This window comes from Pseudomonas sp. JQ170C (assembly GCF_035581345.1).
In the GTDB taxonomy this organism is placed as follows: domain Bacteria; phylum Pseudomonadota; class Gammaproteobacteria; order Pseudomonadales; family Pseudomonadaceae; genus Aquipseudomonas.
The window spans coordinates 2372011-2394334 of sequence record NZ_CP141608.1 but is presented as its reverse complement, the minus strand read 5'-3'; the positions used below and the strand labels follow the sequence as shown (position 1 = coordinate 2394334).

The following is a 22324-nucleotide window of genomic DNA, read 5'->3' as shown; positions in this document are numbered from 1 at the left end:
CTGCCCTAAGCCTTGGCAAAAGACAAGATTGCTCGGGATTGATTGCGGCTTCTATCGAGGGGCTGACATCAGCAGTAGGAGACAACGCGTTCTGGCTGCGCAGATCGCGCACAGGAAATACAACGGTAAACAGCCGGCAATTGCCTATGCACGAGTTGGATGGAAACGATTGAATCCCGTTTGCCAGCGAGCACCGCCAATGCGACCGACGTTGGACGTTGAACCTCGAGTGATCGAAGCCCGCGAAGGCCGGATTGTTGGGTGCCATGCTGGAAGATTGTCACTCCAGCAATGGCCGTTGGCGGCTGCGGGCTTCGAGCACTCATGCGGTGGTCTCAGGTGCTCCTGGGAGCCTCCGGTTATTCAGCTCCAGTTTGCTGTAACACCTGTACGTCATCACCAGCGAAATGCTCGGCTGTTACAGGTGCGTTGGGATGCATCGAGTGTGAACCATTTCTCCCGACTATCTGGGTATATCCAAACGCGTCATTGTCAGCGAATTGCGCGGCTGCTATAGGCGCGTTGGGATGCATCGAGTGTGAACCATTTCTCCCGACTGTCTGGGCATACCCAGATTCGTCGTCGACAGCGTCGTAGGAGTCTGCAAACGCTGTCATGCACGATGCCGTAAGTAGGAAAAAGGTCATCGCGCTTCGTATGGTGATACTCATTGTCATACGCCTCCGTTTAGAGTCGCATCTCGCAGTTTGAACCCTTGGGGAAAAAGGAGGGCTGTAGGTGACCGACGGCTTGGTTTATTGAGGTGATGGCGAAGCGTTACGAGCTCTCGGATGAGACCTGGGTTTTAGTCGCCGATATTTTCATTGAGACCCATGGTAGGTGCTACATCAAAGTCAGCGCCCCGAAATCCTGCCTGAGTCACTGACTAAGCAACCAACGCTCGACTTTCTCTGACTGTCCCAGTGCCTGAAGTTCTGGCAAAGCGGTGGCTAGGAGATTGAGAAACCGCAGCCTATCTTCCTCAGCGGGGAACCAGTCATCCATATCAACATTGCAGTGTCGCGACTCACTCATCGCCCATCGGACGACCATGTCTGCTGCCGCTCTGAAGTGATCAGCCATCCAGATGACTTTCCCTTTAGCATGCCAGCCACGCTCAGACAGCACCTGAGTGACATCCACGATCCCATCGTCACCGAAGAAGGATGTGGTTTCCGGAAAATGGATGCCAGCGAGGGAGACCTTGCACACACCTGAATCACGATTCCAGTACGACATGAAATGCCAGCCTCCCGTAGTAACACCTGGAGTGGGAAAGTTGACCGCAGCTTTGCCCGTGATGTAGTGCTCACGGGTTACGCGTGAAAAGTCATGATCGAACACAGGTTTTATCATGGTCGCAAGCTATCACTGCCCACGAGCCACTGACAACGCCGTGTGACGACAAACACTCCGACAGCTATAAGGACGCCGAATGGGTGTTGGCATGTCGGAAACTGTTCAGCGCCTCACGTGAAGGGGTACTACAAAAGATCAGTCGTAGATTTTGCAATTTATGCTATCGCACTCGCGATGGAGGCTTGAATCGCCCCGGGTTTCGTAGACACCTCTTTGCCTTAAACTGAGGCCAATTAGGAGGTTCCATGAGCAACCCGCGTTACCCCGAAGAATTCAAAATCCAAGCGGTCAATCAAGTGACTGAAAAGAAGCTGCCTGTCGCTGATGTGGCAGCACGTCTTGGTGTGTCGACACATAGCCTCTATGCCTGGATAAAGCGCTACAGCAAACCTCAAGAAGAGCGGCAGCAGGACGATGATCAGCACGCTGAACTGCGTCGCCTGCGAGCGGAGCTCAAGCGGGTCACCGAAGAGCGAGACATATTAAAAAAGGCCGCCGCGTACTTTGCCAAGGAGTGCGGCTGAAGTACGCCTTTATCAAGCAGCGAGCGGGCGACTATTCCATACGACGGCTTTGCCTGACGCTGAAGGTCCATCCCAGTGGTTATTACGCCTGGTTGTCTGAGCCGCAATCTGCACGCGCCAAAGACGACCAGCGATTGCTGGGTTTGATCAAGCATTCATGGTTTGAGAGCGGCGGAGTTTATGGCTATCGCAAAATCCATGATGATCTGCGCGAGGTTGGTGAGGATTGTGGTCGGCATCGTGTGGCGAGGCTGATGCGTCTCGAAGGTCTGCGCTCTCAGACAGGATATCGACGACGCCCTGGAAAGCACGGCGGTAAGCCAGCGGTCGCCTCACCCAATTTGCTGAAGCGCCAGTTCGATGTCGTAGAGCCCAACAAAGTTTGGGTCACTGACATCACCTACATTCGTACGTATGAGGGCTGGTTGTATTTGGCTGTGGTGCTGGATCTGTTTTCGCGTCAGGTCGTTGGCTGGTCAATGAAGCCGCAGATGACCAGTGATTTGGCCATTGATGCGTTATTAATGGCGGTGTGGAGACGAAAACCGAAGCAGGAGGTGATGGTTCACTCCGACCAAGGCAGCCAGTACAGTAGCTCCGATTGGCGCAGTTTTTTGAGGGCAAACAATTTGGTTGCCAGTATGAGTCGCCGAGGCAACTGTCATGACAATGCTGTGGCCGAGAGCTTTTTCCAGCTTCTAAAACGGGAGCGAATCAAGCGGAAAATCTACACCACGCGGGATGACGCTCGTAGTGATGTGTTCGATTACATCGAGATGTTCTACAACGCAAAACGCAGGCATGGCTTCAACAATCAGCTGTCACCGATAGAGTTTGAAAAGCGTTACGCAAAGAGCTTGCAAGGTGTCTAGAAAACCCGGGGCGATTCAGCTTATAGATATTATCTGTTTACAGCAAACCCTCTGCTGAGGATGCAGAATTGATTTTCCGGGGATCGGGGTAGTTGATGTTCTAGCTGTCGGCATTCGACGACACATAACACTTGATGCTCATTAGGATATTTTAAGCATGAACTGCAAGGCTCTAGCCCGTATGTCTTAGTGACTTTTATGTGGAAAGGCTTTACGATTCATCCGCAAAGATATCATTTAGCCATCATTGCTGACTAGGAGGTCAAGTGGGGCAGCTGTATAGAGTATTATGGTTTGCGCTGATGGTGCTGGTAATGGCTCCCGCGTTCATCCTTGCAGGCTTTGTCGACGGCATTGGCTACGAAGAAGCGCGAGGAGTGGTTCAAGGTGCAATGCAGGATATGTTTTATTTTCCTTATGCTTTGGCACACCCACTTTGCTATGTAGTGACATATGTCGCTCAACTGTTACCAGCAACTAGCTCTCTGGCAGTAATGGCTGGCGAGATGCTCTGGGAACACATCGGCGTGATCTTGACTTTCGTCTTTTTCGCTTTTGTCAGCCCGCCTTTTGTCGACAAAGTTGATGCTCGTTTTAACCGCCAAGCAAGGGCCCAAGTACAGTGATCAAGAAGCGTACATTCAAGCAGGCGGCTTCGGTTGTTATCGGATTTTGGCTCATCGCCGAAGTTGTGACGGGCTTCATCCGTAACCCTATCGATGACCGTTTTACCGGTAGTGTCGCAATCATCAATGGCGGGAAAGCCAACCCTATCGACGCGACCATGACCCTGGACATGTTGGAAGGTGGCTTCGTTATCAACAAGCGGCCTCAAGTCGAAAACAATACGGGTGTTCGATTGGCGTTTGATGGCAAAGACGTCCAGGTTCTCAAGTCGCTGGGCCTACAAGACAACTTCGTTGTGAGCGAGGATCACTGGAGGTTCAAGGACGGCTTCTGCGAGCTGAAAGGTGTTAGAACCACCTCTAACAGCGTAGGACTCAACCCTGAGAACCTGCATATGCAGAGAGGCATGCTCACCTTCACGAGCGCTGGCAAAGGCTGCATGGCGTTTAACGTTGCGATCACCGACTTTGATCACATTGAGTTCACGACTTACAAGCGTGGCATCCTGCCAAGTGGTGTGATCTATGCAAGCCTCGAGCGTGATAGCCGGCTGAGCTTTATCCAACGCACTATCATGCGTATGCGGTTTGAATCGTGGGTGTCGGATAACCCTATCTTCGGAAAGTTGGCTCCACGCACCTAAGATCCACACAGCATCCAAAAGCCCCCGGCTCAGGCCGGGGCTTTCTTTGGCTCAGTCAAATGATCTCTGTCGAGAAATTGAAACCGTCGATCCGAATTCGTGACATTTCCGGCCTGGCCTGCAGTTTGTAGCCGCTGATCGGCTGCAAAGCAGCACCGGCCTCTCGCGGGGCAAGCCCGCTCCTACCTTTCGCCAATTCGCCTATTCTCATAGTCCACCCAAAAAGACCGATGACCTTCAAGCTGACTTCAGGCTGGGCTGCACTTTGTTCAAAAAAAGACGCGATCGGGACACGCTCCTGGTCATGGCCTCCATTTCATTCGGGAGATGCGAACATGGGGTATGTCACTACGCAGGACGGTGTTGAGATCTTTTACAAGGACTGGGGCCCGCGCGATGCCCAGGTCATTTTCTTTCATCACGGATGGCCGCTCAGTTCCGACGACTGGGATGCGCAGTTGCTGTTTTTCCTGGCCAACGGCTACCGGGTAGTTGCATACGACCGGCGGGGCCACGGGCGGTCCAGCCAGGTGTGGGACGGGCACGACATGGATCACTACGCCGACGACGTCGCGGCCGTGGTCGATCATCTTGGCGTGCGGGGTGCCGTGCATGTGGGGCATTCCACCGGCGGTGGCGAAGTCATTCATTACATCGCCCGCCACGGCGAAGACCGTGTGTCCAAAGCCGCCATTATCAGCGCCGTGCCGCCGTTGATGGTTCAGACCCCAGGCAACCCTGGCGGCCTGCCAAAGTCGGTGTTCGATGACTTGCAGGCACAGCTCCAAGCCAACCGCGCGCAGTTCTATCACGACGTGCCAGCCGGGCCTTTCTATGGCTACAACCGCCCCGGTGCAAAGCCCTCCGAGGGCATCATCCGTAACTGGTGGCGCCAAGGCATGATGGGCTGCGCCAAGGCCCACTATGACGGGATCGTGGCCTTCTCCCAGACCGACTTCACCGAAGACTTGAAACGCATCACGATCCCCGTGCTGGTGATGCATGGTGATGACGATCAGATCGTGCCTTACGAAAACTCCGGGCTGTTGTCAGCCAAGCTGTTGCACAACAGCACGCTGAAAACCTACTCGGGCTACCCACACGGCATGCCGACCACCCACGCCGATACCATCAACGCCGATCTACTCGCATTCGTTCGAGGTTGATCAATGGGGGAGCGGGTAATGATCCTGCTCCCCTTCCCCGCTTCACCCGCCCTATCAGAATGAACCCTGACCGCCTCACTGAGCCCAACGCCCAGAACCTACTGGAGGCTTACATGGAAAACGGTCATATCTGGATCTCTCTCGCGGTACTGATCACCCTGGTCGAACTCTGGGCCATCAAACGCATCATCGGCAGCAAAAGCCGGGCGGACCGCAAGATGTTGTGGATCGTGTTCATTGTCTTTGTGCCGGTGCTGGGGCTAATCGTCTGGGCTGCAGCCGGACCTAAATCCAGCCCGGGCGTGCCGATTTCACGGGAAGGCTGACTACGCCCTGGGGGCGTTGTGTTGCCGTTGTGGGCGCCTCAAGGACGGGGACGGGGCGGCATGCTTGACCCAGGTCAAGACACGCGGCGCGGTTCGCGAGAGGATGGCTCAAAGCAAGGACTGCATAAGGAGCTATTTATGTCCCCGCTGAACCACATCCTGGTTGCCACCGACCTGTCCAGCGCTGCCCGCAACGCAGCCGAGCGCGCGGCTCAATTGAGCAAGGCGCAGAACGCCTCGCTGGATCTGCTCTACGTCGCCAACCCGGCACCCTACGAGCGTCTCAAGCAGGTCGTGGTACCTGATGACAACTTGTTGAATCGTGCGCTGGAGACGGCAAGCGAAAAAACCCACGAGCTGGCAAGCCTGCTGTTCCAGCGCTACGACATCGCCGCTGGCGTTCAGGTCGCCTCTGGCTCGGTCACCACGGAAATCACCCGTGTGGTGCAGGACAAACGCACCAACCTGCTGGTGTGCGGGGCGAAGGGGTATAGCCTGGCCCGTCGCCTGCTGCTGGGCTCTACCGTGCAACGCATGCTCAACCGTATGCTCTGCCCGATGCTGGTGGTCAAGCACGCCCCTCGCGATGCCTACCGCACCTTGCTGGTCCCCGTTGATTTCTCGCCTTCATCACTTCGCGCCATCGAGCTGGCGAAGTCCGTTGCCCCGCAAGCCGAGATCATTCTCCTGCACGTTTACGAAGCGCCCTTCGAGGGCAGCATGCGCTTTGCCCACATCGACCAGGACACCCTCACCCACTACCGCAATGTCATCAAGAAAGACGCCGTGGAAAAACTCGCGGCATTGAGCGAGGCCGCCGGGTTGGTCAATGCCCGGCAGATCGTGGTCCACGGTGACCCGGCCTGGCGGATCGTTGAGCAGGAACAGGAACTGGACTGCGATTTGATCGTGATCGGCAAACAGGGCGAAAGCGCGCTGGAAGAACTGTTGATCGGCAGCATTACCAAGCATGTGCTCAACGAATCCCAGTGTGATGTGCTGGTGTCACTGTAGGAGCGTGTAGGAGCGGGCTTGCCCCGCGTAGCGACCTTACAGCTACATCGCTATCGCGGGGTAAGCCCGCTCCTACAGGATATGACTGCGACGCATTTTGTCTAGACAAGCACAAATAGTAATACTTCTTATTTACTTGGAATTGACAAATAATTAAGCTTGCTGCCGCGACCAGCCCGGTCGTATCAGAGAGCAGCCGATCGTGCCGATTGTCCCCTCCACCCCGCCAGTCTGCGAAACCCGCCGGTGAACTGGCAGGACATCGATCTGCGCTGGGCCTACAGTGACCTGCTGCTCAGTCTCAGTCGCCAGACCCGATGCGTGCAACGCGCCTATGACGTGCTGCATGACGCGTTCCTGCGTTTCGCGCTGGCCCGCCCCGCCCAGCCATTGACCCAGCCCAACGCCTACCTCAGGCAGGTCGCCCAATCGGTGCTGGTCGACCATTTCCGCCGCAACGCCCGTGTGCAACCACTGCCTGAGCACCATGAAGAGTCCGACGACACGCACTTCGCCCCGTCCGCCGAACACCTGCTGGACGTCCAGCAGCGGCTGATCGCCTTGCAGCGCATCCTCGACTGCCTGCCACCGCGCTGCCGCGAGGTCTTCTGGCTGGCGCGCATCGAAGGTTGCGCGCAGAGCGAGATCGCCCAGCAGTTGGGTATCACCCTGAACATGGTTGAACGGCACATGGCCCGCGCCCTGGTCGACCTGCGCAACGCCCGCGAACTGCTGGGCCCATGAGTACCGCTCGCGAGCAGGCCGCGCTGTGGTTCGCGCGCCTGTACAACGCTGCTGCCGACCATCCTGAACGCGCGCAGTTCGAGACCTGGCTGGCTGCCGACCCGCTCCACCAGAGCGAATACCGTGAACTGGCCGAGCTGTGGGGCGACTTTTCCTGCACCCGCCGCAGCCAAGCGCTGGCCCAGGCCATGGAACAGAACCGTCAGCGACCGCGCCGGCGGCTGCTCCACGGCAGCGTACTGGCGGTGTTGCTGACGGTGGCTGGCGCGTTTGGTTGGCATACCCACCGCTACGGTGCGCTGCAGCTTCATCTGGCGACCGGCATCGGTGAGCGGCAGGTGCAGCAGTTGCGTGACGGAACGGAACTGATGCTCGATGCCGATACCCACCTGCACCTGCATTTCGACCATAACCTGCGTCAGGTCGAACTCCTGCGCGGCGAGGCCATTTTCTCGGTGGCCCGCCAGCCAGAGCGGCCCTTCGTCATCGACGGCGGCCTGGCACAGGTCCGCGTGCTGGGTACCCGCTTTGTGGTCAACCGCCTGCCAGACCGCCTGCGGATCAGCGTCGATCATGGCCGGGTCCAGGTCGACAGCCTCTCGCGCCCCGGCGAAAGCCAGGTGTTGAAGGCCGGCGAAGTCGCCGAGGTGAGCGCCGACGGGCGTCTGCACCGCGTGGCCCGCGCCGCCAACGACGCCTTCACCTTTGAGTTCGGTCGCCTGGTGTTCGACCAGGCCGACCTCGCGGAAGTCGCCGCCAGCCTGTCGCGCTACCGCCAGACACCGGTGCGGGCCGGCGCCGGCAAAAGCCCTCGAATCAGCGCAGTAGTGCAACTGAGCGATATCGAAGGCTTCCTCCAGTCACTTCCCCAGGTGGTGCCGGTGAACGTAAAGCATGAAGCGGGCGCCACTGTTCTGCAGCCTCTTCTGGCCCAGGCGGACCTCAGCAAAACGACCGCTCGTCTGCATCGCAAATAATTCGCAATCACAACATCAGGGTAAAGCCACCCTCGCGCGTTAGTGCTAGAGCAATCAAACACAAGAAGGAATTACCCGCATGCCGATGCAATCGACCCTGCGCGCCCTGTCGGCCGCAGTGGCCCTGACGCTGGCCACCCAGGCCCTGGCCGCGCCCATCGATCTCGACCTGCCAGCCCAGCCGCTGGCCACTTCACTGCGTCAGCTCGGCGAAGCCGCTGGCCTGACCATCGCCGTCGACAGCAGCCTGGTCCAGGGCCGCCAGGCCCCGGCAGTCAGTGGCCAGCTGGAGGTGCGCAACGCGATCACCCTGCTGCTCGCCGACAGCGGCCTGAGCTATCAGCAGAGCGGCAACACACTGATCGTCAGCCAGCCGAGCGGGGATGCCCTGGAGCTGGGTGCCACCAGCATCAATGATTCCTCCCTGGGCGCCACCACCGAAGGCACCGGCTCCTACACCACCGGCTCGACCGCTACCGCGACCAAACTGCCGCTGTCGATCCGCGAAACACCGCAGGCGGTGAGCGTGATGACCAGCCAGCGCATGGAAGACCAGAACCTCACCCAGCTGCTCGACGTGGTCAAGCAGGCCCCGGGCCTGAGCGTCAACCAGGGCGGCAACGCCGGCTCCGACTCCAGCCAGATCTACTCCCGCGGCTTTCAAGTGGAGAACTACCAGATCGATGGCCTGCAGCGCCTGGACAGCAACTATAAATCCGTGGCCCAGAGCAACGACATGGTCCTTTACGACCGCGTCGAGATCATTCGCGGCGCCACCGGCCTGACCAATGGCGTGGGCACGCCCGGTGCCACCGTGAACCTGATCCGCAAGCGCCCGACTGCCGACTTCCAGAGCAGCGTCTCGGTGGAGGCCGGTTCGTGGAACTATCAGCGCAACGAGGTCGATGTCAGCGGCCCGTTGAACGACAGCGGCACCCTGCGTGGCCGTGTGGTCGGCGCCTATCAGGACAACGAGTCGTACATCGACCGTTTCAACGAGCGCAAGAAGGTGTTCTACGGCGTCATCGAGGCCGACCTGACACCCGACACCCTGCTGACCTTCGGCATGGACTCGCAGTCCCATGAAGCCGACGACCACGCCCGCAGCGGCCGCCCGCTGTTCAACAGCGACGGCTCGCGGGCCAAATGGTCCCGCTCCGATTCGGCGGCCGCCAGCTGGGCCTATTCCGACCGGCACTTCACCACCGGTTTCGCCACCCTCGAGCACAACCTCAGCGAGCGCTGGAAGGCCAAGCTGACCCTGAACCGCGACCGCTACGAGTACGACGAAGTGCTCGGCTACGCCGCTGGCGGCAACCCCAATCCGGCAACTGGCGCCGGGGTCAATCTGTGGGCCGGGCGCTGGGAGGCCAAGCCTGTGCAAACGAGCGTCGACCTGAACATCGCAGGCAACTTCGACCTCTGGGGCCTGGAACACGACGCGGTGCTCGGCTATACCCGCCAGCACACCGAGTACCGCACCAACGGCTACCCACTGTGGTGGTTCGATGACTGGAGCAATGCCATCTCGGACATCTACACCTGGGACGGCGACACCCCCGGCAAACCGCCACTGCCGGCCACCAGCCGCATCGACTACCAGGAAGACCAGACCGCGGCCTATGGCAGCACTCGCCTGCGCCTGAGCAACGACCTCTCGCTCATTCTCGGCGCCCGCGTCAACGACTGGAAAAACACCGTCAAGACCGACTACTACGACGACACGCCGGACACCGACGAGCGCCGCCAGGAAACCGGTGTCGTCACCCCGTTTGCCGGCGTGGTCTACGACCTCGACCAGAACTGGTCGGTGTATGCCAGCTACACCAGCATCTTCAAACCGCAAAGCAACAAGGACATCAGCGGCCAGTACATCGACCCGCTCGAAGGCGACGGCTACGAGGTAGGCAGCAAGGCCGCCTTCTTCGATGACCGCCTGAACATCGGCCTGGCGCTGTACGAAATCAAGCAGGACAACCTGGCCGTACTGATCCAGCCCAACGTCCCGGTACCTGGCGGTGGCTTCGCCTACCGTGCCGAGTCCGGCACCAAGACCCGCGGCTTCGAGCTGGAAATGAGCGGGGAACTGGCCACCGACTGGCAGGCCAGCGCCAGCTTCAGCCGCAACATTGTGCAGAACGCCGATGGCGGCAAGCTCAACACCAACGTGCCGCAGAACACCTTCAAACTGTTCAGCACCTATACCCTGCGCAGCGTCGGCAACGGCCTGACCCTGGGCGGTGGGGTGAACTGGCAGAGCAAGATCTACAGCGACAACCAGGGCCCGAACCGCGTGCGCTTCACCGAGGACGACTACGCCCTGGTCGACCTGATGGCCCGCTACCCGATCACCCGCCAGTTGAGCGCCACCCTCAACGTCAACAACCTGTTCGACAAGGAGTACTACACCAACACCGCAGGCAGCAGCTACTACGGCACCCCGCGCAACGCGACGTTTGGCCTGAAGTACGACTTCTAGGTCGACGCGCCGGCCCACTCCCGCCGATCGGACCGGTAGGAGCGGGCTTGCCCCGCGATCAATCGTTCAGGCAACACCCATTTTGCTGGCTGTACCGGCCTTTCGCGGGGCAAGCCCGCTCCTACCCTGAGGTGGGCAGACTATCGCCAGCGGCTACGGGGGCTGGCCTGATGTGTAGCCGCTGCCGATAGGCTGCGATTGGGCGCGAAGCGGCCACAGCTGTTGAATATGCGCGGACTCCATTGCGACTGCTGCGCAGGCAGATTTATCTCGCCGAGTGGACCGGTGGGAGCGGGCTTGCCCCGCGACCAATGGTTCAGGCAACACCCATTCTGCTGGCTGTACCGGCCTCTCGCGGGGCAAGCCCGCTCCTACCCTGGGGTGGCGTCAGCACGCTCTGCAGAAGTTCGTTTCGCAGTCTCATTTTCTGTATACAAAAACAAACAACTCTGGTTACATAACGCCACGCCTACGACACCGGTAATCGCCGGTGCGTATTGCGACGGTCCAAAGCCATGCAACACCCATTGCTGCTCGCACCTGCCGAGCGTCATCCACGAACGTCGTTCAACGACGCCTTCGTCTCGTATACCCCCACTACTTCCTGGACCACCTTTGAAGGCCTGCCGTTGCGCCAGGTTTGGCAGGGTGGACCGGATCCTGTGCCCGTCACTTCGCGCCTCTGCTCGGCCCAGCCCAGGACACGTTCCCTGGCAGCGCCGCTGCGCGCGCGAAGGCACTGATCGATCCAACCAGCAAGCTTCCCCGCAGTGCCGGAGTGCCAGGGCTTTACGCAAGCCAACCCCCGTGCCTGCAACTGAACCACGTTGAAAGCCAACTCCAATCGGGAGAGGAATACGCATGCCCAAGACATTACTGGTCAAGAACGCCGAACTGCTGGTGACCATGGATGGCGTACGCCGGGAGATCAAGCGCGGTGGCCTGTACATCGAGGACAACCTGATCAAGCAGGTCGGCCCGAGCGAGACGCTGCCGCAGCACGCCGATGTGGTGCTGGACATGACCGGGAAAGTGGTCATTCCAGGCCTGGTCAATACCCACCACCACATGTACCAGAGCCTCACCCGCGTCGTGCCGGCGGCCCAGGATGGCGAGCTGTTCAATTGGCTCACCAACCTGTACCCCATCTGGGCACGGTTGACGCCTGAGATGATCGCGGTGTCGACCCAGACGGCAATGGCTGAGCTGATCCTGTCTGGCTGCACCACCTCCAGCGACCACCTGTACATCTACCCCAACGGCTGCAAGCTCGACGACAGCATCCACGCCGCCGAGGAAATCGGCATGCGCTTCCATGCTGCACGCGGCAGCATGAGCGTCGGTCGCAGCCAGGGCGGCCTGCCGCCCGACTCCGTGGTGGAGAAGGAGAGCGACATCCTCAAGGAGTCCCAGCGCCTGATCGAGGACTATCACGACGCGCGCCATGGCTCGATGCTGCGCGTGGTCGTGGCGCCCTGCTCGCCCTTCTCGGTGAGCCGCGACCTGATGCGCGAAGCTGCGGTGCTGGCACGCCAGTACGGCGTGTCCCTGCACACCCACCTGGCGGAGAACGTCAACGATATCGCCTATAGCCGCGAGAAGTTCGGCATGACGCCGGCCGAGTACGCCGAAGACCTGGGCTGGGTCGGCCACGATGTGTGGCACGCCCACTGTGTGCAGCTCGACCAGCACGGCATCGAACTGTTCGCCCGTACCGGTACCGGCGTCGCCCACTGCCCGTGCTCGAACATGCGCCTGGCCTCGGGCATCGCGCCCATCCGCAAGATGCGCGACCACGGTGTGCCGGTAGGCCTGGGTGTCGACGGCTCGGCCTCCAACGATGGCGCCAGCATGATCGGTGAAGTGCGCCAGGCGCTGCTGCTGCAGCGGGTCGGTTTTGGCCCCGATGCGATGAGCGCTCGCGAGGCCCTGGAAATCGCCACCCTTGGCGGCGCCAAGGTGCTCAACCGCAATGACATCGGTGCCCTGGCACCGGGCATGGTGGCCGACTTCGTCGCCTTCGACCTGGGCCATGTGGCCTATGCCGGCGCCCATCACGACCCCCTGGCTGCGCTGGTGTTCTGCACCCCGACCCACGTCGACACCAGCGTCATCAATGGCCGCGTAGTGGTCAAGGATGGCCGCATCACTACCGTCGACCTGCCCCTGGTGCTGGAGCGCCATAACCAGCTGGCCCGTCAGCTGGTGATCGGCGACTGACCCCCTCGTTCAAGCCGTTGCGCTCAACCCTGGGCGCAGCGGCAGGACACCCCCCGTTCTACCCCACAGAACGCATCGACTGCGACTGAGACCGTGCTGTTAGACGCATAAAAATATCAAAAGCGAGCTACTCACCATGACATCTCCCGCTTCATCTCGCCCAGAGGACGAGAACCTTGGCGTTGGCGCCAACCTGGCCTACGGACTGCAGCATGTGCTGACGATGTACGGCGGCATCATCGCTGTTCCGCTGATCATCGGTCAGGCCGCCGGCCTTTCGTCTGCCGAGGTCGGCCTGCTGATCGCCGCATCGCTGTTCGCCGGCGGCCTGGCGACATTGCTGCAGACCCTTGGCATTCCCTTCTTTGGCTGTCGCCTGCCGCTGGTTCAGGGGGTGTCCTTCGCCGGCGTCGCCACCATGGTCGCGATCATCGGCAATGACGGCACTGGCGGCCTGTCGGTGGTGTTCGGGGCGGTCATCGTGTCGTCGTTGATCGGCCTGCTGATCACCCCGCTGTTCTCGCGCATCATCAAGTTCTTTCCGCCGCTGGTGACGGGTATCGTCATTACCACGATCGGGCTGACCCTGATGCCCGTCACGGCACGCTGGGCCATGGGCGGCAACAGCCAGGCCGCCGACTTCGGCAGCATGGCCAACATCGGCCTGGCGGCGTTCACGCTGGTCACCGTGCTGCTGCTCAGCAAGCTGGGGAGTGCCAGCATCTCGCGACTGTCGATCCTGCTGGCGATCATCATTGGTACGCTGGCGGCCGCCGCCTCTGGCATGGCCGACTTCTCGCAAACCCTTGAAGGGCCGCTGGTCGCCCTACCGGAGGTGCTGCACTATGGCCTGCCGCAGTTCCAGGTTGCGGCCATTCTGTCGATGCTGATCGTGATTATCGTGACCATGGTCGAAACCTCCGCCGACATTCTCGCGGTCGGCGCGATCATCGAAACCAAAGTCGACTCGAAACGCCTCGGCAACGGCCTGCGCGCCGACATGATCTCCAGCGCCCTGGCGCCGCTGTTCGGCTCCTTTACCCAGAGCGCCTTTGCGCAGAACGTCGGCCTGGTCGCCGTGACCGGGGTCAAGAGCCGCTATGTGGTGGCCACCGCCGGCCTGATCCTGGTGACACTCGGGCTGCTGCCGGTCATGGGCCGCCTGGTCGCCGCCGTGCCCACCGCCGTCCTCGGCGGGGCTGGCCTGGTGCTGTTCGGCACCGTCGCCGCCAGCGGTATCCGCACCCTGGCCCAGGTGGACTATCGCAACAACATGAACCTGATCATCGTCGCCACCTCGATCGGCTTCGGCATGATCCCCATTGCCGCGCCAGGCTTCTACCACCACTTCCCGGCCTGGTTCGAGACCATTTTCCACTCCGGCATCAGCTCGGCAGCGATCATGGCCATCCTGCTGAACCTGTTGTTCAACCATCTGCGGGCCGGCAACTCCGACCAGCAATCGGTGTTCGTTGCCGCCAGCGAGCGCACCTTGCGCTACCGGGATATCGCTGGGCTCAACGAGGGTGACGTGTTCCGCGATGGCAAGCTGTTCGACTGCGACGGCAACGAAGTGCCGATTGTGGAAGCACACGACGACCATGCCCCAGCCTCTGCACCGCGTAACAACCACCTCGAACCGGTGCACTGACCGGCCAGGCGCCAGGCAATGCGACGCACAGGCGCCGCGTTGCCTGGCTCCTGAAACAACGCCCCGATTGCACCCTTGCCCCGCCCCCCTTGCCCCCACTCCTCGTGGGGGGCAGTCGCTGAAAACCGCGCCCATTAAGATGCCCGCAGCACGCAGCCACTGCCGTACCCGGCGCGTTGCCAACTTCGGCCAATAACAAAAATCAATGCCAGAAGGGCCCGCCATTGTCGCCAGGCAATGGTGCGTCCAGGGAGAAGTTCCATGACACGGCTAGCAATGGGCAAGATGGTGGTGGGTCACGTTCTCAGCAACGCTGCAATCCGCTTCCCCGAACGTGAATCCTTCCTCTGCTCCTCCACGGAGCGTCGCTTTACCTTCAAGCAGACCAACGAACGGTGCAATCGCCTGGCCAACGGACTCGGCGAGCTGGGCCTGCGCAAGGGCGACCGGGTCGCCTTCCTCAGCAGTAACCGCGCCGAGATGGTCGAAATCTACTTTGCCCTCGCCAAGACCGGGATGGTCGGCCTGCCGCTGAACTATCGCCTGGCGCCGGTGGAAATGCTGGAACTGATGCGTGCCGTTGGCGCTGTGGCGCTGATTGCCGAGCGCCGCTTCTGTGACGCGCTGGTGCCGCTGATGCCTGACCTGCCGCAGATCGCTCACTGCATCAGCTTTGGCGAAGGCACCGCACTGGGCAATGACTACGAGGCGCTGCTGGCGCGCTCGGCGGTCAGCGAACCGCAAGTCGAGGTCGAGGAGGACGACCCCTTCTACTTCAACCTCACCTCGGGCACGACCGGCTTGCCCAAGTGCTACGTGATCAACCACTACAACTGCACCGCCGGCAACAGCCTGTTCCCCAGCTATGACCTGACCCGCCGCGACGTGGCAATGACCGTGTTCCCCATGTTCGGTCGAGTCGGTTTTGGATGGGCATTGGCTACGGTTCAACTTGGCCTGCGCAATGTCCTGGTCAACTTTGAAACCCAGACGGTGCTGCGCCTGATAGAGGAGGAAGGCGTCACCGCCGTCAACCTGGTGCCGACCATGGCCGCGATGCTGCTGGCCAGCCCTCACCTGGAAGGTACCCGGCTGGAGGCGCTGCGGGTGCTGGTGTTCGCCGGTTCGTCATTGCCCGAGTCGATTCGCGAAAGCGTCCAGACCCGACTCTGCCCCAACGTCTACGAGTACTACGGTATGCAGGAGAGTGGCGCGCTGACCTTGAGCACGCCTGAAGATCGCCAGCGCAAACCGGCGTCTGCGGGCCGCCAGGTGTTGTACTCAAACGTGCGTATCGTCGATGCCCAAGGCAACGACCTGCCCGCCGGCCAGCCGGGTGAAATCTACGGCCGCTCGCCGAATGCGGTCACCGCCTATTACGACAGTCCGGCCAAGACAGCCGAAACCTTCCAGGGCGGATGGGTCCACACCGGCGATATCGGCTACCTCGATGACGAGGGCTATCTGTTCATCAGCGGCCGGCTCAAGGAAGTCATCGTCACCGGTGGGCAGAACGTTCATGCCGCCGAAATTGAAGAATTGATCCTCACCTATCCCGGCGTTGCCGACTGCACGGTGATTGGCCTGCCCGATCCCTTGTGGGGCGAGGCGGTGACGGCGGTAGTGGTACCCGCTGGCGACCCCATCGACGCAGCCGCACTGATCACGTTCTGCCATGCCCGCCTGGCCGGGTTCAAGACGCCCAAGTCCGTCCTGCAGCAAAGCGATGCACTGCCGCGCACGCCGACCGGCAAGGTGCAGAAATTCCGCCTGGTCGAGCGCTACACTTCCACCACACGTACACGTTAACTGCTGTCGAAATCGCTCGTTAAAACAACAACAAACTACGAGTAATCCAAGATGAGCTATCAAACGATCACGTACACATGCGAAGGCGCGGTTGCCGTCATCACCCAGAACCAGCCGGAGCGACTCAACCCGATCAATGCCCAGTCGATAGGCGAACTGCTCGATGCACTCGCCCGGGTGCGCGCCGATACGCGTGTGCGTGCCTTGCTGATTACCGGCAACGGCAGGGTGTTCAGTAGCGGCGCCGACCTGCATGGCAACGGCTTCGCTCAAGACAGAGCCACGCGCGGCGCGGACATTGCCCACGCCATACGCAGCCTGCTCAACCCGCTCATCGCCGAACTGCGCGAACTGCCGGTGCCGGTGGTGATGGCGCTCAACGGTGCGGCAGTCGGCGCCGGCGTTGGCCTGGCGCTGGCCGGGGACATCATCCTCGCCGCCCGGACCGCCTACTTTTACCTGCCCTTTATCAAGGCACTGGGGGTGGTGCCTGATGGCGGTTCGTCCTGGTTCCTGCAGCGGCGAATCGGCAGCGCCCGGGCGCTGGCCTTGAGCCTCACCGGTTCACGCCTGCCGGCGGAAAAGGCCGAGCAGTGGGGGCTGATCCATGCCTGCATCGAGGGCGAAGGCTTGCAGGCGGCGGCGATGGAGATGGCGCAGCAACTGGCTCGCCTGCCGGCCCATGGCATCGTCGAAGCGCGCCGGATGTTCGACGCTGCCGAACACAATGACCTGCGCACGCAGCTGGAATATGAGGCCGAGCGCCAGGGCGAAATGTTCAAGCTGCCGACCCTGGACGAAGGCGTGGCGGCCTTCTTTGGAAAACGTGCACCCAACTTTCCGGGCCGAGGCAATCCCTCCTAGGCCCGATCAACTTCGTAGACTCTGTACGAAAAGCCTTGATACTCGGTGATGCTGCGGTGAAAACAGCCTCGGAATGCTCATTTACGACCCGTAAAGTCGAGCGCGACTCCGACCGTTCCTCGGCTGTTTTCGCCTTGCCTGACCTTGGTCTCAACACTTTTCATACAGAGCCTAGGAGCAGGCACATTTTCGCGGGTGCGGGCGGTCACCCTCCTCCCTCGAAAAATCTGCTCCTACTTTTTATCCACCTGTCAGCGTACCGGCAGGGCTATCGGCCGCATCGGCGCTGCATCGGCGCCGCGCAGCTTCAACGAGGCCCCCACGAACGCGAATTGGTAAACACGGTCCCGGGCCAGACCTTCCAGGTTCACCAGCTCAATGATTGGCGCGCCCTGCATGGCCAGCAGATAGGTGTGCAGTGGCAGGTAGTTGCCCTCGACTTCCGAAGGGAAGGTCTCGAAGCTCAGGTTATCGGCACCCACGACCATCGCACCGCCCTCTTCCACCAGGAACTTCGCCGCATCCAGGCTCAGGCCTGGCGGGTTGGCCATGTAGGCCTGGGCGTTTTCATAGTCACGCATGCGCCCGGTCCGGATCAGCACGACGTCGCCTTTCTCCAGCGCCACGCGCTGCTTGGCCAAGGCCTGCTGCAAGTCGCTGCGGGTGACTCGGTAGTTGTCCGCCAATTGCTCCAGGCCCTTGGCCGCGGCGACATCGATCATCACCCCTCGCGCAATGATCGGTGGCAGCTTTTCTGCGCCGGTGACATTCCAGCCGCGGTCGCCCAGGTGCTGATCGGCGCGAAAGCCGTTCCAGATCTTGCCGTCGAGACCAAAGTGATTGAGCGCGTCGATATGCGTGCCCATGTGGGCATACATGGACACGGCCGAGCCGCTGTAGCTGACGTGCTGGTTCATCGGTTCGCCGACCTTCATCGGGTCGGCGATGACATTGCCGTGTGGGGTGTGGGTCATCCACATCTGGTAAGGCGGGTCACCCGCCGCTTGCCAGCTGGGCATGCCGACAAAGTACTCCACCGCCAGGTCGTAAGCCTGGGCGCCGTTGACCCGGGCCATGATCGCCGCCTGCGACTGCGGGGTCATGAGGTTCAGGCGTCCGATCTCGTCCTGCGCTCCCCAGGGGCTGATACCGACCTCGGGCTTGGCCAGCGCACCCGCACTGCACAGGGCGCCGAGCAGCGGCACGACGGCCAGTTTGGTTAAATCCTTGATCCACGAACGCGGCAACATGACATGACTCCTGTAAGGGGGGAGCGGTCATGTTATTGGCTGCCGATTCATAGATAATCAGGCGTTTCGTTGATAGATATTCAACCCAGGAGAAAATATATGGATGTGTTGGTGGCCATGCGTACCTTTCGCCGCGTGGTCGAGCGCGGCAGCTTCAGCCTGGCTGCCGTCGACCTGGGGCAATCCACAGCAGCGGTGAGCAAGCAGGTTCGGCAACTGGAGGAACGGCTGGGCAGCCTCTTGCTGCTGCGCACCACCCGCCGCATGAGCCTGTCGGAGGCCGGCCAGGCGTACTTCAGCGAATGCTGCCACCTGCTCGACGAACTGGACGCTCTGGAGCGTGCAACCCAAATCGGCGCCAGCGAACCCAGTGGCCGTCTGCGGGTCAACGCACCGCTGTCGTTTGGTCTGAAGGTGCTGTCGCCGATCCTGGTGGCGTTCATGCAGCGCTATCCGCAGCTCAAGGTCGAGCTGACCCTCGACGACCGTTTGCTGGACGTCGTCAGCGAGGGCTTTGATGTGTCGCTGCGGATTCGCAGCCACTTGCCGGACTCATCCCTGATCGCCCGGCGCCTGGGCGACGTCGAACAAGTGATCTGCGCCGCGCCGGCTTACCTGGCGGCCAACGGCACGCCGCAGAGCGTCGATGAGCTACGCGAGCACAGCTGCCTGGCCTATCGCCTGGCCGAGCACCCCGGCAGTTGGCACCTGCAAGGCCCGCAAGGCAGCAGCCGCCTGGAACTGCCCGTGCGCCTGGCGGTAGACAACAGCCTGATGCTCAGTGACCTGTTGCTGGCCGGCCTGGGCATCGGCGCCCTGCCCTCGTTCATCGCCAGGCCCCTGCTCGACAGCGGCCAGTTGCTGCAGCTACTCCCTGGGCAGTCGATGCCTCGGCGCTCGATCTATGCACTGTACGCCAGCCATCGGCATGTGTCGCAGAAAGTCCGGGTGTTTGTCGACTTCCTCGCCAATGCACTGCCGACACCGGCAACGTAACCACTATCGCCAGGTAGGAGCGGGCTTGCCCCGCGATCAAGCGTTCAGGCAATACCCGTTTTGCTGGCTGTACCGGCCTCTCGCGGGGCAAGCCCGCTCCTACCCCCGGGGTGGCGATTTGAGCCGATCGCACGGTTACGATTTCAGTGTGAACAGGTCGGCCTCCACACCGGCTTCACCGTGCTTGCGCCACGTTGCTGCCGAGTCGTAGACAATCAGCAGCACCTCCTCGCCCTGCCCGCCCGAATCGAACCGGCACATGCCCTCGGCATGGTCGTCGCCATGCCCGAACGGCACCTCCAGCACCGTCTCCAGTTGATCGGTGAACACCACGCTTTCTTCGTCGGCAGCCACGCTGCCCCGCCAGCGGAACACCGTCACCGGTCCATCCAGGTCCATGGTCGGGCCCGCCAGAATCAGCAAATCGTCGCCACTGGGGCACAGGTCACGCACGCCCAGGCCGTTCAGGTCTAAAAAGTGCTTGCGATAGCGACACCCGTCCGGGCCGATTTTCTTCAGCACCAGGGTGTCGCTCGACCCCCTGTCCAGCTCGGGCTCGATCTCCAGCAGCACGCTCCAACCGCGAAGCACCGGCCCGCGCAACCCCAGCAAAAGGCGCGAACCGATGACCGCCAGGCCTTCGATATCGAAACCATTGTCTTTACCCGGAATCTGCAGAAAGGCTTGTAGCTGTTTGTCCTTGGCAATTTCAGCGGTTAGCTGATTACCCAGCACATTGCCTTGCAACTGCGCCGCCGTACGCTTGCCGGGCTCTGCCTTGCTTGCCAGTTCATAGCTGTCGTTCTGCTGTACCACGGGAATGCGCGCCAGCAGATAGCGATTGCCGTCCGCCTCCACCGTCGACAGGCGCTTGATGTTCTTCTGCGCAGACTTGCCCGCCTCGGCCTTCTTGCGCTTGAGGCTATGGGAGCCCACCACCCAGAGGTAACCGCTGTCAGCGGCATAGGCCAGGCCTTCGATGTCGATCTCGGCGTCTGGCTGCGCCAGGGGCAGGTCCAGGTACTCCAACAGGGAAAATGACTGATGCTCATCGCAGATCACCACGTCGCCTGACGCCGCCTCCTGGATAGTCAGGCGCTCCAGGCTCGTGGTTTCATCGTTGGCCAGCCAGAGTGTGTTGCCCATCTGCAGGGCAACGGAAAGGCCATCGCGCAACGACGCAAGCGCCGGATCAAAGTGCAGCATCACCGCTTTGCTTCGCTCGCTCATGAGTGCTCTCCTGCCGTGCCGGGGTGAAGCGAAAACGCTGTTTTCGAGGCTAGTGGCTGGCCGACGACAATCAAGGCATTCGCTAGTCCGTTTTTTCACAGCCGATAGAACGCCGGAGCATAGCCGGCAACAACCTCGCCGCCCCTGAGCGGTCTATCAATATCCACTCATCCAGCCCGTTTGCAGGGCAACGCGGCATTCATCAAAATACCCGCCCCGTCTGCCTCTCCGGTCCCAGAATGCCTGACATCCTGCTAAAGCCCGCCTTGCACGGCATTGCGCTCAGGCGCTGGCGCCTGCTGCACCGCGTCAAGCAAACCCACGCTGCGCAGATGTTTGGTGTGACGCAATCAACCATCTCCCGCTGGGAGAGTGGCGTGCAGGCGATGGAACCCGCAGCATACAAGCGGCTTGAGCAGCTATTGGCGGCTCGCCTCGATACCGCCGCCGATCAAGCCCTCGCGCGACTGGTCAACGAGAGTCCGCGGCCAGTGCATCTGGTGTGTGATCTGACCCATCGCCTGTTGGCCTGCTCTGCGTCACGTGCCGCACAGTTTTCCAACCCGCTGGGTGAGCTTCTGGGCCAATCGCTATGGCGCTTTGCAACCCCGGAGATCCTGAAGCTGGAGGCGGCGCTGGATAACATGGGATGGCGGGAAACTGAAGCCCCCTCCGCGCTGGAGTTCTCAACCGGCAGTAACGACTCATGCGTCGTACCCATCCACCCGAGTCTTTGTCGCTGGACCCGCATCCCCCTCTCTGACGGAACAGCAGCACGCCTGGTCGAAACCCTCTGACCGATTGACGCTCATCAGGCCTGCATATTTTATGCGTGGACGATGTGTGCCGCCGGACCTAGTCTGGTGACCACAATCGAGACTACCTGCCGCAACAGCAGTCAGTTGAATCTATCCGGGTGGATTATGGACATCGAGAAAATCAAAGGGCGCCTCGAATTCTTGCGCGAGGCGGAAAAACTCAAGGACGTGCTCAGAAGCGCACACACCTCTTGCGGACGCACCGAAAGCACAGCGGAACACAGCTGGCGCCTTTGCCTGATGGCCATTGTTTTTGCAGATCAACTGGCCAGTCTCGATGTGCTGAAAGTGCTCAAAATGTGCGTCATTCATGACTTGGGGGAAGCCATCAATGGTGACATTCCCGCCGTCGACAAAGCGTCGTTCCCCAACAAGAGCGAGCAAGAGAGAAACGATCTCCTTCTCCTGACTCATGCACTGGATGAGCCACTGAAAACGGAGATAGTGACGCTCTGGGATGACTACGAACATGCACGTTCTCCCGAGGCAAAAGCAGTCAAGGCGCTCGACAAGCTGGAGACCATCCTTCAGCATAACCAGGGCAAGAATCCGCCCGACTTCGATTACCAGTTCAATTTGGCCTACGGCAAGCAATACACCGACAGCGACCCTCTGTTTGAGGCACTTCGCAACCTCATTGACCAGGACACCCAAGAAAAAATCTCCCAGGTCGGCCTGGACTCAGAGAATGGATGAGTGGAGTAAAAGGTGATCCCCAGACGGTCATGAGCTATCTTGCTGCCCCCGAAACCCGG

General features: G+C 60.8%; 19 protein-coding genes. 16 read left to right on the top strand and 3 right to left on the bottom strand.

The annotated features are described in order from the left end of the window. Positions 1-879: 879 nt before the first annotated feature. Positions 880-1356, bottom strand: coding sequence for a hypothetical protein (locus U9R80_RS11190; RefSeq protein ID WP_301843427.1), 477 nt, complete (start codon positions 1354-1356; stop codon positions 880-882). A 248-nt stretch (positions 1357-1604) separates the two neighbouring features. Here U9R80_RS11190 and U9R80_RS11185 point away from each other — a divergent pair. The 13 genes from U9R80_RS11185 to U9R80_RS11125 all read left to right on the top strand — a co-directional run bounded on the left by U9R80_RS11185 (position 1605) and on the right by U9R80_RS11125 (position 17275). Further along, positions 1605-2755 (top strand): IS3 family transposase gene (locus tag U9R80_RS11185; protein WP_301843448.1). Its coding sequence is split into 2 segments (ribosomal slippage): positions 1605-1842 and positions 1842-2755, totalling 1152 coding nucleotides; the frame shifts between segments, so codons are not numbered across the junction. A 266-nt stretch (positions 2756-3021) separates the two neighbouring features. Beyond that, the gene (locus U9R80_RS11180) at positions 3022-3381 is read left to right on the top strand and encodes a hypothetical protein (RefSeq protein ID WP_301839561.1); all 360 of its coding nucleotides are present in this window, start codon (positions 3022-3024) and stop codon (positions 3379-3381) included. Next, positions 3378-4025 (top strand): hypothetical protein, encoded by a 648-nt coding sequence (locus U9R80_RS11175; RefSeq protein WP_301839562.1) that lies wholly within the window; start codon positions 3378-3380, stop codon positions 4023-4025. The genes U9R80_RS11180 and U9R80_RS11175 overlap by 4 nt, the downstream gene beginning before the upstream one ends. A gap of 335 nt (positions 4026-4360) precedes the next feature. Further along, positions 4361-5191: an alpha/beta fold hydrolase gene (locus U9R80_RS11170; protein WP_301839565.1), complete on the top strand. Its 831-nt coding sequence runs from the start codon at positions 4361-4363 to the stop codon at positions 5189-5191. 59 nt (positions 5192-5250) lie between these two features. Next, positions 5251-5517: a PLD nuclease N-terminal domain-containing protein gene (locus U9R80_RS11165; RefSeq protein ID WP_324804954.1), complete on the top strand. Its 267-nt coding sequence runs from the start codon at positions 5251-5253 to the stop codon at positions 5515-5517. Positions 5518-5655: 138 nt separating this feature from the next. Continuing rightward, entirely contained in the window at positions 5656-6531 is an 876-nt protein-coding gene (locus U9R80_RS11160) for a universal stress protein (RefSeq protein WP_301839567.1), read from the top strand. 246 nt (positions 6532-6777) lie between these two features. After that, positions 6778-7275 (top strand): sigma-70 family RNA polymerase sigma factor, encoded by a 498-nt coding sequence (locus tag U9R80_RS11155; protein ID WP_301839568.1) that lies wholly within the window; start codon positions 6778-6780, stop codon positions 7273-7275. Beyond that, positions 7272-8252 (top strand): FecR family protein, encoded by a 981-nt coding sequence (locus U9R80_RS11150; RefSeq protein ID WP_301839569.1) that lies wholly within the window; start codon positions 7272-7274, stop codon positions 8250-8252. The genes U9R80_RS11155 and U9R80_RS11150 overlap by 4 nt, the downstream gene beginning before the upstream one ends. Before the next feature lie 79 nt (positions 8253-8331). Next, positions 8332-10731: a TonB-dependent siderophore receptor gene (locus tag U9R80_RS11145; protein WP_301839571.1), complete on the top strand. Its 2400-nt coding sequence runs from the start codon at positions 8332-8334 to the stop codon at positions 10729-10731. 861 nt (positions 10732-11592) lie between these two features. After that, positions 11593-12951: an 8-oxoguanine deaminase gene (locus tag U9R80_RS11140; protein WP_301839572.1), complete on the top strand. Its 1359-nt coding sequence runs from the start codon at positions 11593-11595 to the stop codon at positions 12949-12951. Positions 12952-13087: 136 nt separating this feature from the next. Beyond that, positions 13088-14602: a nucleobase:cation symporter-2 family protein gene (locus U9R80_RS11135; protein ID WP_301839573.1), complete on the top strand. Its 1515-nt coding sequence runs from the start codon at positions 13088-13090 to the stop codon at positions 14600-14602. A gap of 261 nt (positions 14603-14863) precedes the next feature. Further along, positions 14864-16411, top strand: coding sequence for a class I adenylate-forming enzyme family protein (locus U9R80_RS11130; RefSeq protein WP_301839574.1), 1548 nt, complete (start codon positions 14864-14866; stop codon positions 16409-16411). 51 nt (positions 16412-16462) lie between these two features. Further along, a complete protein-coding gene (locus U9R80_RS11125; protein WP_301839575.1) occupies positions 16463-17275 on the top strand; it encodes an enoyl-CoA hydratase-related protein in 813 nt (270 codons plus the stop codon). 251 nt (positions 17276-17526) lie between these two features. Here U9R80_RS11125 and U9R80_RS11120 read toward each other — a convergent pair whose 3' ends face one another. Next, the gene (locus tag U9R80_RS11120; protein ID WP_301839576.1) at positions 17527-18525 is read right to left on the bottom strand and encodes a cyclase family protein; all 999 of its coding nucleotides are present in this window, start codon (positions 18523-18525) and stop codon (positions 17527-17529) included. A gap of 99 nt (positions 18526-18624) precedes the next feature. On the opposite strand from U9R80_RS11120, the gene U9R80_RS11115 reads away from it, so the two are divergent. Next, on the top strand, positions 18625-19521 hold the full coding sequence (locus tag U9R80_RS11115; RefSeq protein ID WP_301839577.1) for a LysR family transcriptional regulator: 897 nt from the start codon (positions 18625-18627) through the stop codon (positions 19519-19521). Positions 19522-19656: 135 nt separating this feature from the next. On the opposite strand, the gene U9R80_RS11110 is transcribed toward U9R80_RS11115, so the two are convergent. Next, entirely contained in the window at positions 19657-20751 is a 1095-nt protein-coding gene (locus U9R80_RS11110) for a DUF3616 domain-containing protein (RefSeq protein WP_301839581.1), read from the bottom strand. 239 nt (positions 20752-20990) lie between these two features. Between U9R80_RS11110 and U9R80_RS11105 the strand changes: the two genes are divergently transcribed. Together U9R80_RS11105 and U9R80_RS11100 are read left to right on the top strand one after the other, a co-directional pair. After that, positions 20991-21548 (top strand): helix-turn-helix domain-containing protein, encoded by a 558-nt coding sequence (locus U9R80_RS11105; RefSeq protein WP_301839582.1) that lies wholly within the window; start codon positions 20991-20993, stop codon positions 21546-21548. 126 nt (positions 21549-21674) lie between these two features. Continuing rightward, positions 21675-22265, top strand: a complete 591-nt coding sequence (locus U9R80_RS11100) for an HD domain-containing protein (protein ID WP_301839849.1) — start codon at positions 21675-21677, stop codon at positions 22263-22265. Positions 22266-22324: the final 59 nt, after the last annotated feature.